Origin of the sequence: Flavobacterium sharifuzzamanii (assembly GCF_003254585.1) — a bacterium.
GTDB classification, from domain to species: domain Bacteria; phylum Bacteroidota; class Bacteroidia; order Flavobacteriales; family Flavobacteriaceae; genus Flavobacterium; species Flavobacterium sharifuzzamanii.
The window spans coordinates 132,204-144,522 of sequence record NZ_QJGZ01000036.1 but is presented as its reverse complement, the minus strand read 5'-3'; the positions used below and the strand labels follow the sequence as shown (position 1 = coordinate 144,522).

General features: G+C 34.1%; 11 protein-coding genes and 2 pseudogenes. 10 read left to right on the top strand and 3 right to left on the bottom strand.

Annotated features, from left to right (window positions below; translation table 11 throughout):
• Window positions 1–52: 52 nt before the first annotated feature.
• Window positions 53–1,216 (bottom strand): hypothetical protein, encoded by a 1,164-nt coding sequence (locus DMA14_RS07275; RefSeq protein ID WP_203418272.1) that lies wholly within the window; start codon window positions 1,214–1,216, stop codon window positions 53–55.
• Window positions 1,217–1,387: 171 nt separating this feature from the next.
• Window positions 1,388–1,738: a 4Fe-4S dicluster domain-containing protein gene (locus DMA14_RS07270; protein ID WP_111366760.1), complete on the bottom strand. Its 351-nt coding sequence runs from the start codon at window positions 1,736–1,738 to the stop codon at window positions 1,388–1,390.
• Between the two features lie 192 nt (window positions 1,739–1,930).
• Between DMA14_RS07270 and DMA14_RS07265 the strand changes: the two genes are divergently transcribed.
• The 7 genes from DMA14_RS07265 (at window position 1,931) to DMA14_RS07235 (ending at window position 10,021) form a co-directional block, all read left to right on the top strand.
• Window positions 1,931–2,998, top strand: a complete 1,068-nt coding sequence (locus DMA14_RS07265; protein ID WP_111424097.1) for an acyl-CoA reductase — start codon at window positions 1,931–1,933, stop codon at window positions 2,996–2,998.
• A gap of 93 nt (window positions 2,999–3,091) precedes the next feature.
• Window positions 3,092–4,162 carry a 3-phosphoserine/phosphohydroxythreonine transaminase gene (gene serC, locus DMA14_RS07260; RefSeq protein WP_111424096.1) on the top strand — a complete coding sequence of 357 codons (1,071 nt, stop codon included), beginning with the start codon at window positions 3,092–3,094 and terminating at the stop codon, window positions 4,160–4,162.
• 153 nt (window positions 4,163–4,315) lie between these two features.
• The gene (locus DMA14_RS07255; RefSeq protein WP_111378598.1) at window positions 4,316–5,266 is read left to right on the top strand and encodes a D-2-hydroxyacid dehydrogenase; all 951 of its coding nucleotides are present in this window, start codon (window positions 4,316–4,318) and stop codon (window positions 5,264–5,266) included.
• 101 nt (window positions 5,267–5,367) lie between these two features.
• A complete protein-coding gene (locus DMA14_RS07250) occupies window positions 5,368–5,931 on the top strand; it encodes a DUF937 domain-containing protein (RefSeq protein ID WP_111424095.1) in 564 nt (187 codons plus the stop codon).
• A gap of 168 nt (window positions 5,932–6,099) precedes the next feature.
• Window positions 6,100–6,546 carry a DUF6146 family protein gene (locus tag DMA14_RS07245; protein ID WP_111424312.1) on the top strand — a complete coding sequence of 149 codons (447 nt, stop codon included), beginning with the start codon at window positions 6,100–6,102 and terminating at the stop codon, window positions 6,544–6,546.
• Window positions 6,547–6,577: 31 nt separating this feature from the next.
• Entirely contained in the window at window positions 6,578–6,880 is a 303-nt protein-coding gene (locus DMA14_RS07240) for a DUF6787 family protein (RefSeq protein WP_111424094.1), read from the top strand.
• Window positions 6,881–7,240: 360 nt separating this feature from the next.
• Window positions 7,241–10,021, top strand: coding sequence for a T9SS type A sorting domain-containing protein (locus DMA14_RS07235; RefSeq protein ID WP_111424093.1), 2,781 nt, complete (start codon window positions 7,241–7,243; stop codon window positions 10,019–10,021).
• A gap of 36 nt (window positions 10,022–10,057) precedes the next feature.
• Here DMA14_RS07235 and DMA14_RS07230 read toward each other — a convergent pair whose 3' ends face one another.
• A complete protein-coding gene (locus tag DMA14_RS07230) occupies window positions 10,058–10,342 on the bottom strand; it encodes a hypothetical protein (RefSeq protein WP_111424092.1) in 285 nt (94 codons plus the stop codon).
• 198 nt (window positions 10,343–10,540) lie between these two features.
• Here DMA14_RS07230 and DMA14_RS23100 point away from each other — a divergent pair.
• The 3 genes and pseudogenes from DMA14_RS23100 to DMA14_RS07220 form a co-directional block, all read left to right on the top strand.
• Window positions 10,541–10,753, top strand: a pseudogene (locus DMA14_RS23100) (ATP-binding cassette domain-containing protein); the annotation flags it as partial.
• Window positions 10,754–10,969: 216 nt separating this feature from the next.
• Window positions 10,970–11,419 (top strand): annotated as a pseudogene (locus DMA14_RS23095) (ABC transporter ATP-binding protein); the annotation flags it as partial.
• Between the two features lie 118 nt (window positions 11,420–11,537).
• Complete coding sequence (locus tag DMA14_RS07220; RefSeq protein ID WP_111424090.1) at window positions 11,538–12,302, top strand: TIGR02757 family protein; 765 nt, start codon at window positions 11,538–11,540, stop codon at window positions 12,300–12,302.
• The last annotated feature ends 17 nt before the right edge of the window (window positions 12,303–12,319 follow it).

Below are 12,319 nucleotides of genomic sequence, written 5' to 3'. Positions count from 1 at the left end.
AAACAAAAAAATCCTGAACATTATGTTCAGGATTTTTCATTTCTATTTATAATTACAATTTAAATTCTAAAGAAGCGATGATTGCTTTTTCTTCATCGGTTGCTGTAAATCCCGAAATATCCCAATAATTGGTTAGGATTTTGTTTTTCTTATTGAAAAGTGATTTTTCCTTAAAGACGTCACTTTCGTTATAAGTGAAATTTTGTTTATTGAAACCTGTTGTTACAAAACTATTTCTTACTTGAATATTTTTAGTTTTATCTTTCAAAACAAGATTATAGCCTATTTCTTCATTGGAGCTTAATAAGTAGTAATCAGTCCCATCCCATCTGTAATTGACCTTAACAAACGATTTTGTCATGTTTTTATCACCTTCCTTTGTCTTCTCTTCTACTTTATCAAGAGTTGCAGGTGTAACAGAAATAGTAAATTCTACAATAATCTTTTTTAAAGGATCATAAATGATTTCGAAATTATCAATTGCTTCTTTGGCTTTATCCAACGGAACAACCGACATTACATAATAATCTTTATTTTTAGAATGTCCTTTGGTTGTAAAATCATATTCCTTTTTCGCTTTTGAATCCAATAAAGGTTCTAAGTATTTAAAATTCGAATAATTCTCCATTATATTATTCAAATTATAGCCCTTTAAATCCGCGCTGACATCAGCTTCTAATAATCCGTAAGAACGATTTTGTTCAACCAGTAAAGTGGTTTCATTATTATTCTTATCAAATTGAAAATTTACCAATCCGTCATTATAATACGTATACTGATTGTCGAGCATAAAAAACTCTCTAACATATACTTTCTGTCTATGGGAAATACTAATTTTCTTTGTAGAATTGCTAACCAATTTCTGAAGTGTTTTTTCTGGAGATTCTTTAGACAAAACCACTTCATCTAATTTATTGTTTTTACTCTTTAAATAAACAACAAATTTTTGCTCTCCATTTAAAGAAGTCCAGCGTACGGTCAAATCTTCATAATTAGTTTCAGAAACCTGAACATTAGATCCACCAGTCAGCATAAAAGTAACTTTTCCTTCTTCATTGCTCAATAAAATCTGCTGGGTTTTCATTATTTTAACCGTAGCATTTTGTATTGGTTCCATGGTTTCTATATCCTTAACAATAATAGAATACTCTTCCTTTTGTGCAAAGACGCTTACATAATTAAGTAAAACGATAAATAAAAGTAGCAATTTCTTCATAGGCATTGTTATTTTTTCAACTAAAGTATTATTTTTCTAACAATAAAGCAACTGTCTAAAAATAAAACATTCGCTATCAAGAAACTAACTTTTACAAATACCTGAAATCAGGGGTAAAAAAAATCCTGAGTTTTTCAACTCAGGATTCTATATTAATTAAACAGCGTTTTTTTACTCATTATGTAAAAAAGCTTGTCTTTCTAACAAAGTTTCTTCGTCTTCAACGTGATTATCATCAGGCACACAACAGTCAACAGGACAAACAGCAGCACACTGCGGCTCATCGTGAAAACCTTTACATTCTGTACATTTTCCTGGTACGATATAATAAATTTCATCAGAAATTGGAGTTTGCGCATCATCAGCGTCAACTTCAGTTCCGTCAGGTAAAACTATTTTTCCAGAAAGACTTGTCCCGTCTTTATATCTCCAATCATCTGCTCCTTCATATATTGCTGTATTTGGGCACTCTGGTTCGCAGGCCCCACAATTGATGCATTCGTCAGTTATAATAATTGCCATCTTTTTAGTCTTAAAGTTTAAAAGTCATAAAGTCTAAAGTCATAAAATATGTCATAAAGTTTGAAAGTATTAAAGTTAAAAGTATAAAAGCCTTTTCAACTTTCGACTTTGCACTTTGGACTTTTGTCTTTCGACTTAATTATGCTTATTTTTGTGCAAAATTACAATCAAAACAATTCATAAACAAACATTATGACATTAGAAACAAAAAAAAGTGTTTTTGTTGAATTAGGAAAATTTTTAAGTCAGTTTTCTGAAGACGCTTCTGCGCAAAAATCTGACGTTTTATATAATGATATCTTTTTTGATGATTTCAACAACCTGATTCATTTATCGCAATCTCATAATGGATGGTATACTCCTGAACAAGTTTATTTCTCTATACAATCTTGGGCTGACGCTTTGACAAAAGAAAACATTGACAAATGGCTTTCGGCTTATAAAATTGATGAAAATAATGAAAATCCAAAAACCGTTGCTTTAATTTTAGCTGGAAACATTCCACTGGTTGGTTTTCATGATTTCTTATCGGTTTTAATTACAGGAAACAGAGCTTTAATCAAAACTTCGTCAAACGATCAGCATTTATTGCCATTTTTAGCTAAATATTTAATTGCTGTTGATGAAAATTTCAAAGATAAAATCACTTTCGTAGAAGGAAAACTTGAAAACTTTGATGCCGTAATTGCAACCGGAAGCAACAATACCGCTCGTTATTTTGAATATTATTTTAAAGATAAACCTTCAATTATTCGTAAAAACAGAAATTCGGCTGCGATTTTGACTGGAAAAGAAACTACTGAAGAATTGGAAGCACTTGGAGAAGATATTTTCAGATATTTTGGTTTAGGATGCCGAAATGTTTCTAAACTTTTTATTCCAAAAGACTACTCTTTTGAAGCATTTTTTCAGGCAATATTCAAATATCAAGATGTTATTCATTATGAAAAATACGCTAATAATTATGATTATAATAAAGCTGTATTTTTAATGAGTAATTTCAAATTATTAGACAACGGATTTTTGACTTTAAAAGAAGATTCGAGTTATGCTTCGCCTATTTCGAGTGTTTTTTATGAATACTACGAAAATCTTGAAGAATTAGAAAAACGCCTTCAGGAAGACACAGATCAAATTCAATGTATTGTTAGCACTAATTTAATTGCAAATAGTACAGCATTTGGCGAAACCCAAAAACCGCAATTGTGGGATTACGCAGACAATGTCGATACTATAACGTTTTTGTTAACAACAAAGTAATAAATTGTTTAATTATTTCGAATATTTTAACGCTTTTTCGGCTCTTATTGCCGAAATTTGCGTCTTTAAAATTTTCGACTATTAACAACAACCATGAAAAAACACAACTACAGCGCAGGACCAAGTATTTTACCTCAGGAAGTTTTTGAGAAGGCATCAAAAGCAATTTTAAATTTTAATGATTCAGGATTATCTATCCTTGAAATCTCGCACCGAAGCAAAGATTTCGTGGCAGTTATGGAGGAAGCTCGTTCCCTTGCTTTAGAATTATTAGGTCTTCAGGGAAAAGGTTATCAGGCTTTATTTTTACAAGGTGGTGCTAGTACAGCATTCTTAATGGCACCATACAACTTAATGAAAGAAAACGGGAAAGCTGCTTATTTAGATTCTGGAACGTGGGCAACTGCGGCGATCAAAGAAGCTAAACTTTTCGGTGAGACTGTTGTCGTAGCTTCTTCAAAAGAAGACAATTATACTTATGTTCCTAAAGGTTACGAAATTCCAGCTGATGCTGATTATTTCCACTGCACAAGTAACAATACCATCTTTGGAACTCAAATGAAAGAATTTCCAGCAACAAATGTTCCTGTTGTTTGCGATATGAGTTCTGATATTTTTTCACGCGAATTAGACTTTTCTAAATTTGACTTAATCTACGCTGGAGCTCAAAAAAATATGGGACCTGCTGGAACTACATTAGTAGTGGTTAAAGAAGAAATCTTAGGCAAAAATGGAAAAACTATTCCAAGCATGCTAGATTATGCTAAACACATTAAAGGAGAAAGTATGTACAATACTCCACCTGTATTTGCTGTTTACGTTTCTCTTTTAACATTACAATGGATTAAAGAAAAAGGCGGAATCGCTGCTGTTGAAAAATTAAACAACGCTAAAGCTGAATTACTTTACGCTGAAATCGACAGAAACCCATTATTCAAAGGTGCAGCTGCTGTAGAAGATCGTTCAAATATGAACGTAACTTTCTTACTGACAAATCCTGATCATACAGAAACTTTTGATGCTTTATGGAAAGCGGCAAATATTTCTGGATTGCCAGGACACCGTTCTGTTGGTGGTTACAGAGCTTCTATCTACAACGCTATGCCAATTGAAAGCGTTCAGGTTTTGGTTGACGTAATGAAAGCATTGGAAAGCAAAGTTTAATTTTTTTTCGGTTAATCGTTAATTTGTTTAACTGTTTAATCGTCAAAAAAAAATTGCTTTAAAATATCAAAAAAGAAAAATCAAATAATTGGTTTATCGATTAAACAAATAAACAGTTAAGCGATTAAACCAAATAAAAAAATAAACCCTGCAATGAAAGTATTAGCAAATGACGGAATTTCTAAAAGCGGAATTCTAGCCTTAGAAAAAGGCGGTTTTGAAGTTATCACTACAAAAGTAGCTCAAGAACAAGTAGCTAACTATATAAATGATAACAATATTGACGTAATTTTAGTTCGTAGTGCAACTAAAGTTCGTAAAGATATTATCGATTCTTGTCCTGGTATCAAAATCATCGGTCGTGGTGGTGTTGGTATGGATAATATCGATGTGGATTATGCAAAAAGCAAAGGGATCCATGTAATTAATACTCCTGCTTCGTCTTCAGAGTCTGTTGCAGAATTAGTATTCGGACACTTATTCTCTGGTGTGCGTTTTTTACATGATTCTAACAGAAATATGCCTCTTGAAGGAGATTCAAACTTTGACGGTTTGAAAAAAGCTTACGCTAACGGAACTGAATTGAGAGGAAAAACTTTAGGTATTGTTGGTATTGGTCGTATCGGACAAGCTACTGCAAAAATGGCTCTTGGTTTAGGTATGAAAGTTATCGCTGCTGATAGCTTTATTCCTGAAGTAGACGTAAAAGTTGAGTTTTTTGACGGACAGTCAATCACAACTAAAATCGTTTCTCAATCTTTAGAATCTTTATTTAAAGAATCGGATTTCATTACATTACACGTTCCTGCTCAAGATGGCTACATCATTGGAGAGAAAGAACTTGAAATCATGAAAGATGGTGTTGGAATCGTAAACTGTGCTCGTGGTGGTGTTATTGATGAAGTAGCTTTAGTAAAAGCTTTAGATTCAGGAAAAGTTGCTTTTGCTGGTTTAGACGTTTTCGAAAGTGAGCCAAAACCAGAAATGGCAATCTTAATGCACTCTAAAATCTCTTTGACTCCTCACATTGGAGCTGCAACTGGAGAAGCACAAGATAGAATTGGTACAGAATTAGCATCACAAATCATCACTTTGTTAAGCTAATTAACTATAATTAAATCACTTAAAGGGATTTATTAACATAGTTTAATAAATCCCTTTCTTTTTTTGTTTAAATTTGATTTATAATCTAAACCCTAAATATCATGTTTGAACAATTAACCCAATTAGTACAGCAATACGGAGGCGATGCTGTTGTAAACAATAAAGCTGTCCCAAATGAACATAATGACGCCGTAATTAGCGAAACAAGCAGTTCTATTTTTGAAGGATTAAAAAAGATTGTTTCTGAAGGAAACACAGATCAGATTGCAGGATTATTTAATGGAAATTCTCCAATAGATAGTTCTAATCCTGTTGTTCAGCAAATTCAACAGCAATTGAGCGGAAATCTTGGCGAGAAATTTGGTTTGAGCAGTGCCGATTCAAATGGAGTTGCTTCCAATTTGATTCCGCAGATTTTAGGTTCTTTAGTCAATAAAGCAAAAGATCCAAACGATAGCAGTTTTCAAATCTCAGATATTATAAATTCCATTTCAGGAAACAGCGGACAAGCTTCTGGAATAATGGATACTATTTCTAAATACGGAATGCAATTCGGACTTGACCAAAACAATGACGGAAAAGTTGACGTTGCAGATGTGCTTGTAGTTACCAAAAGTAAAGGAGGAATCGCAGGTTTTATAGGGAAACTATTTGGAAGTAAATAGCTCTTAAGGCGCAAAGTAACATAGGTTCAAAGCTACAAAGGCTTCTAAAAAAAACTCAAAAAAAGGATTACAAAATTGTAATCCTTTTTTATTAGTAAGAAGTTAAACCTTTGTTACTTTAAACCTTTGCCCCTCTGAACCTTAAAAAATTATCGTAACTTTATGGTTATGAAAAAATGCATTTCCATATTAATTGTTTTACTTACTATTATTGCTTGTTCTTCTGCTTCTCAGAATATTGCGAGCACAGATACTGCATCTTCATCTGCATCAAATAAAAAAATAAGCGACACAGTTAGAATTGCAAATGACTCACTAGAATACGAAGTAATTATAATTGATAATGGCTTTAGCAATTGGCTTGTTTCTAGAGCTTATCCTCGAAATTATCATTCATTAGAATATCTTGAAAACAAAAACAAACTGTACGTAACAGAATGGAATAATCGTGTTTTACAGCCACAGCGATATAACCCAAATTTGTATGAAATGTCTATTGACTATCGCCCTGACATTCATTATGGCTATGAAGTAAATTACCTAATTTACAATTACATGATTTATTTTCAAAATACTTACAAACAAAAGCTTTGGGGTTATGTTCCGTCAAGATAATATACTATATTTGTAATCATTACAAATAACAATGAATAGATTAAAAAAACGCTGGGGAATTACCTCCAATTTACAAGCCATAATTATACTTATCGTTTTTGCCATCACAGGATCGGCATCTGCTTGGCTGTCTAAACCCTTCTGCGTTTGGCTAGGAATTACTAAAGAAGATTTTGGTGGCTGGTTTACACTTATTCGCCTTATTATCATCTTCCCTATTTATCAGGTATTATTGGTTGCTATCGGAACTATTTTTGGGCAATTTAAATTCTTTTGGAACTTCGAAAAGAAAATGCTTAAAAACATGGGACTTGGATTTTTGTTTAAAGATTAGTTTTCCTCTTCCACTCTTTTAAATTTCAAGAACCGTTCTGGTTAAGATTTCCCTTCATTCTTATTTTTTAATTTCTTTTTCATCTTCTCCAATTAATTATATTTTATAAACTTTATTTGGATCAATCCCTGTATTTATCAGATATCGAGTATTAAAAAAATTAGCTTAAAAGAAGAGAATGCTATTGTTTTTTGCCTAGATTTTACAAGAACACATTAAGCAGAACAGCATTGTGCAGGATAGTTTTATTTTAAGTAATAATAAACTTTACAATAGTCGAATTAATCATTCACAACTGGCAATCAGTCCTTTAATTTCTTCGACTTACATTATTGCTTACTAACCAAACCACAATTTGACATGCTGAAAAATTACTTAAAACTCTCCGTAGTAGCGGCAGTAATCTGCCTAATTACCCCGGTAAACAAGATTTTTGCCCAAAATCCGATTGTAAAAATTGATTTTGATCAGTCAGGAAGACCTAAAGCAGAAGTAAACGACCCTGATTATACCACTTGGGTAATCGCTTCTGGTAACACCAGCACTTATACTGAAAATGGAGTTACATTTACCATTACTCGCGTTGGAAACAATGGAGATAACTTAGGAACCAACTGGTACAAAGCGGGAATTCAGGCTCCTTATTATGCCCGATTAGTGTCTGACGGACTTACCGTAAAGGGTACAACTGCAAATCTAGGTGCGCAAATCGAACTTAAAATAAGCGGTTTAGCAACTGGCGAGCATACATTATTAGCCTTTTTTAATAATGTCGATAGTCCGACAACCAATACCTTTAGCCCAATAGACATTTCTGTCGATGGAAATCTAGTAGTAGATAATTTAATTCCATCAGTTCGAGCAACTAAAACTGCTGATGCTAAATCTACTTATTTAAAATTTCAAGCAACGGCAGGAACTGATGTTGTGATTCTAATGGCAGCTGAAACTTCTGGAACAGAAAATGTCAAAAACTTCATTTTTAATGGTCTTGAATTAAATACGCCTAATATTTTTTATCAGGCTACAAATCCAAACCCAAAACAAAATGACGAACATGTCGAATTAACCTCTAGCGGAAAATTATTGCAATGGACGGCCGCTGCAAATGCTGTTTCTCATAATATATATTTCGGAACAGACCAAACAGCTGTTGACAATGCTACAACATCTTCTCCAGAATTTAAAGGAAACCAAGCTTTAGCCAGCAATTCTTATCAAGTAAACGGCTTATACACAGGCGAAACTTATTATTGGCGTATTGACGAAGTTTTAGCAAACGGAGTTGAAAAAGGAAATGTTTGGCGTTTCCGTCCCGCACAGCTTGCGTTTCCTGAAGCCGAAGGATATGGCCGTTTTGCGCGCGGAGGACGTGGAGGAAAAGTTGTCGCTGTAACTAATCTAAACGACAGCGGTCCTGGAAGTTTTCGCGAAGCTGTTACAAATGATGTCGGCCCAAGAACAATTGTTTTTAATACTTCTGGAGTAATTCAATTGCAATCTCGACTCGTTTTAAGCCAGCCTTATGTAACTGTAGCCGGACAAACAGCACCAGGGAAAGGAATTTGTATTCGTTCTGCTCCTTTTGGCGTGACAGGAAATGATGCCGTTGTGCAAAATCTAAGAGTTAGAATTGGCGCTGGACCTACTTATGACGGAATGGGACTTACTGGTGCAGATAACAGCATCATTGATCATTGCTCTATTAGTTGGACTATTGACGAATCTTTCAGTTCAAGATCTGGAAAAAACATTACTCTTCAGAGAACACTTATTTCTGAAGCCCTAAATGCAGCAAATCACCAAAATTACCCAGCAGGAACAGAACACGGTTATGCTGCCACAATTGGCGGTGATATTGGAAGTTTTCATCATAACCTATTAGCGCATTGTTATGGCAGAAACTGGAGTCTTGGTGGCGGATTAGACGGCAGTGGTGCTTATACTGGAAGAATGGATATTACCAATAATGTGGTTTACAACTGGGGAGGAAGAACAACTGACGGAGGAACAAAAGAAGTTAACTTCGTAAACAACTATTATAAACCGGGTGCTGGATCAAAAATATTTGTCGCTTTCAATCAGCAAAATGAAGGTGTTGGAACAGGAATGCAGCGATGCTATTTTAACGGAAATGTAATGCCTGGCTATTTCGATGAAAGCAATCAGACTCTTGGAAGAAAAGCTTCGGGTAACACGGTTCCTTATGATAACTTTGTAGACACGCCATTTTTTCCTTCTTATGTAACGACTCAATCTGCAAAAAATGCTTATAAAATTGTTCTTTCTGATGTTGGATGCACACAGCCTGAATTTGACGATCATGATCAGCGAATCATCTCAGAAACATTAAACGGAACATATTCTGCAGTTGGAAGCGTAACAGGAAAACCTGGATTCCCTGATAACGAAGCTGATGTTGGCGGTTTTGAAAGTTATCCAACAGAAGTTAGAGATTCAAATTGGGACTCCGATCAGGACGGACTGCCAAATTGGTGGGAAAACATCATCGGAACAAATGCAAACTCTGCAATTGGAGATTTCTCAGACGCTAACGCAGATCCTGATTTAGATGGTTATACTAATCTGGACAAATATTTACAATGGATGTCTTTGCCTCATTACGAATCTCCAAACGGAAACAAAATAGACATCAATATTCAAAAATTATCTAGAGGTTTTACAAATGGAGTTTCTTATGCAATTTCAAATGTAATAAACGGAAACGCAACTCTTAATACTGATGTTGTTGCCTTTACTCCTGCTTCAAACGGATTATGCTCTTTTGAATTTACTGTAACCGATTCTGAAGGAGGAACTATGAAAAGAAAAGTAAATGTTATTAGCGGACAAAGTTTAACTTTAGGAACAGACGATATTATTAAAGAAAATAAAAATAATGCGTTTAATGTTTGGCCAATTCCAAGTAAAGGAACTTTTTCGGTACTCATTGAGAGCGAAGAAACAGAAGTTTCAGATTTAAAAATCTATGATGTTTTTGGAAAAGAGTTGTTAAAGCAAAAAATAAGAGGAAACACACAAGAAAACATTCAATTGCACTCAAAAGGAGTTTTCTTGATCAAAGTCGTAAATCCTCAAACAAAGAAAACACAATACGTGAAGAAAATAATTGTGCAATAGCAACATACAGAAAAAGACGGCTACAAGCCGTCTTTTCTATTTTTTCTGAAAAAAATAAGTATAAATCCATGTTAAGGTAAAGGAAGGAATAACATCTGTAAAAGGAATAATCTCTTCCAGAAAAGTCAAAACCCCAGCAACTTTACCTACTCTTCCTTTATACATTCTTGCCATAATTATTGCCGCGATTGGCGCCCAGATAACATCTGAAAACTCCCCAAGAAACGGAATCGAAAAAGAAATCATACCAATTCCGTCCAAAACCAATCCAATTAGCAGTTTTGACATTCTATCATCTTCTGTAACTTCTAAATCTTGCATAACACATTCTCTTTTAAGTTAATCGAATTTAAAGATAATTCATGAAATTATATTATTTCTTATCTAAATTTAATTTCCAATATTCCCATATCAATTTATGTACCGATTTGGAATTTGGAATTTCATTTTTTGGAATTTAAATATTCTGATTTGATTTTGACCATAATCTTCGTTTCTTTGTAAAAACAGTTTCAGTACATGATACACGCAAAAAACATACATAAATTCTACGACAAACTTGAAGTTTTAAAAGGAGTCGATCTACATATAAAAAAAGGTGAAATTGTTTCTATAGTTGGCGCTTCGGGTGCTGGTAAAACAACATTATTACAGATTTTAGGAACTTTAGACAAACCCGACCATAATCCAGAATCATCTTTAACTATTAATGGCAGAAATGTTTTGGAGTTACAAAACATTAAAAACGAAAGCTCAAATCAAGAAAAAGCATTTAAAATCATTACTTGGTTAGGAGCCCTTTATTTCATTTTATTGGCAGTATTTGTATTGTTTTTTAGAAGTAAAATAGAAAACGATATTTTTGGATATGGAACATGGGCAATAGTACTTGCACCTACTCTATTATTGCTTTTTTACTATAATCGCTATTTCAAAAAGAAAAGCAAACAAGACAAAGTTTTATCCGATTTCAGAAACTTAAATTTAGGTTTCATTTTTCAATTTCACCAGCTTTTACCTGAGTTTACTGCTTTAGAAAACGTTTGTATTCCAGCCCATATTGCAGGTAAAAAAACAGCAGAAACAGAAGAAGAAGCAAAAAAACTCCTTTCTTACCTCGGACTTTCGCATAGAATCAATCATAAACCTAGCGAACTTTCGGGCGGAGAACAGCAGCGTGTTGCCGTTGCGAGAGCTTTAATAAATAAACCAGATGTCATTTTTGCCGATGAGCCTTCTGGAAACTTAGATACACATTCTGCCGAAAACCTTCATCAATTATTTTTTCAGCTTCGAGACGAGTTTGGGCAGACTTTTGTCATTGTAACGCACAACGAAGAATTGGCAAACATGGCTGATAGAAAACTAGTAATGGTCGACGGACAGATTAGCAATTAAAATAATCAGGAGCTAATTCCTGCTGTCCGCTATATCTTTTGTGGCGAACCCCGCCACAAAAGGATGCCGCTCCCATCAGGGCTAGGGCACTCAAATCTATAAGAAGATTTCATTTAAAATGAACCAAAAAGAACTCAAAGAATTTCTAGACGAAAAAGTCATTCAATATAACAATCAGGACTTTATAGAAAGTGATCCTGTTCAGATTCCGCATCTCTTTACCCAAAAAGAAGATATCGAGATCGCAGGTTTTCTGAGCGCTTCTATTGCTTGGGGAAACCGTAAAATGATTATTAAGAATTCGCATAAAATGATGGAATTAATGGGCAACACGCCTTACGATTTTGTCATGTCACATTCTGATGAAGATTTGGCAAAACTGGAAACTTTTGTACACAGAACTTTCAACGGACATGATTTTGCAGGCTTTATAAAAGGCTTAAAACATATCTACCAAAACCACAACGGACTAGAAGCTGTTTTTGCTAAAAATCAGGAAAAAGACAGTTTGCAGAAAAGCATCAGCGAGTTCAAAAAGATATTCTTCGAAACAGATCATTTAGCTCGAACTCAAAAACACATTTCAGATCCGCTAAACAATTCAGCAGCTAAGAGAATCAATATGTACCTTCGTTGGATGGTGCGCCAAGATGCAAAAGGTGTCGATTTAGGAATCTGGAAAAGCATTTCACCTTCCGTTTTATCTTGTCCGTTAGATGTTCATTCTGGAAATGTTGCGCGCAAACTTGGCATTCTTTCGCGAAAGCAAAATGATGCAAAAGCTTTATTAGAATTGGACACCAAATTAAGAGAAATGGATGCAAAAGATCCTGTAAAATATGATTTTGCTTTGTTTGGATTAGGGGTTTTTGAAGGGTTTTAAATTTTGAAATAACTAAT

What these genes read in the sequence shown, in the direction of transcription:
- DMA14_RS07275 (WP_203418272.1), bottom strand. Translation starts at nt 1,216, where the DNA reads ATGAAGAAATTGCTACTTTTATTTATCGTTTTACTTAATTATGTAAGC.
- DMA14_RS07270 (WP_111366760.1), bottom strand. Translation starts at nt 1,738, where the DNA reads ATGGCAATTATTATAACTGACGAATGCATCAATTGTGGGGCCTGCGAA.
- DMA14_RS07265 (WP_111424097.1), top strand. Translation starts at nt 1,931, where the DNA reads ATGACATTAGAAACAAAAAAAAGTGTTTTTGTTGAATTAGGAAAATTT.
- serC (WP_111424096.1), top strand. Translation starts at nt 3,092, where the DNA reads ATGAAAAAACACAACTACAGCGCAGGACCAAGTATTTTACCTCAGGAA.
- DMA14_RS07255 (WP_111378598.1), top strand. Translation starts at nt 4,316, where the DNA reads ATGAAAGTATTAGCAAATGACGGAATTTCTAAAAGCGGAATTCTAGCC.
- DMA14_RS07250 (WP_111424095.1), top strand. Translation starts at nt 5,368, where the DNA reads ATGTTTGAACAATTAACCCAATTAGTACAGCAATACGGAGGCGATGCT.
- DMA14_RS07245 (WP_111424312.1), top strand. Translation starts at nt 6,100, where the DNA reads ATGAAAAAATGCATTTCCATATTAATTGTTTTACTTACTATTATTGCT.
- DMA14_RS07240 (WP_111424094.1), top strand. Translation starts at nt 6,578, where the DNA reads ATGAATAGATTAAAAAAACGCTGGGGAATTACCTCCAATTTACAAGCC.
- DMA14_RS07235 (WP_111424093.1), top strand. Translation starts at nt 7,241, where the DNA reads ATGCTGAAAAATTACTTAAAACTCTCCGTAGTAGCGGCAGTAATCTGC.
- DMA14_RS07230 (WP_111424092.1), bottom strand. Translation starts at nt 10,342, where the DNA reads ATGCAAGATTTAGAAGTTACAGAAGATGATAGAATGTCAAAACTGCTA.
- DMA14_RS07220 (WP_111424090.1), top strand. Translation starts at nt 11,538, where the DNA reads ATGAACCAAAAAGAACTCAAAGAATTTCTAGACGAAAAAGTCATTCAA.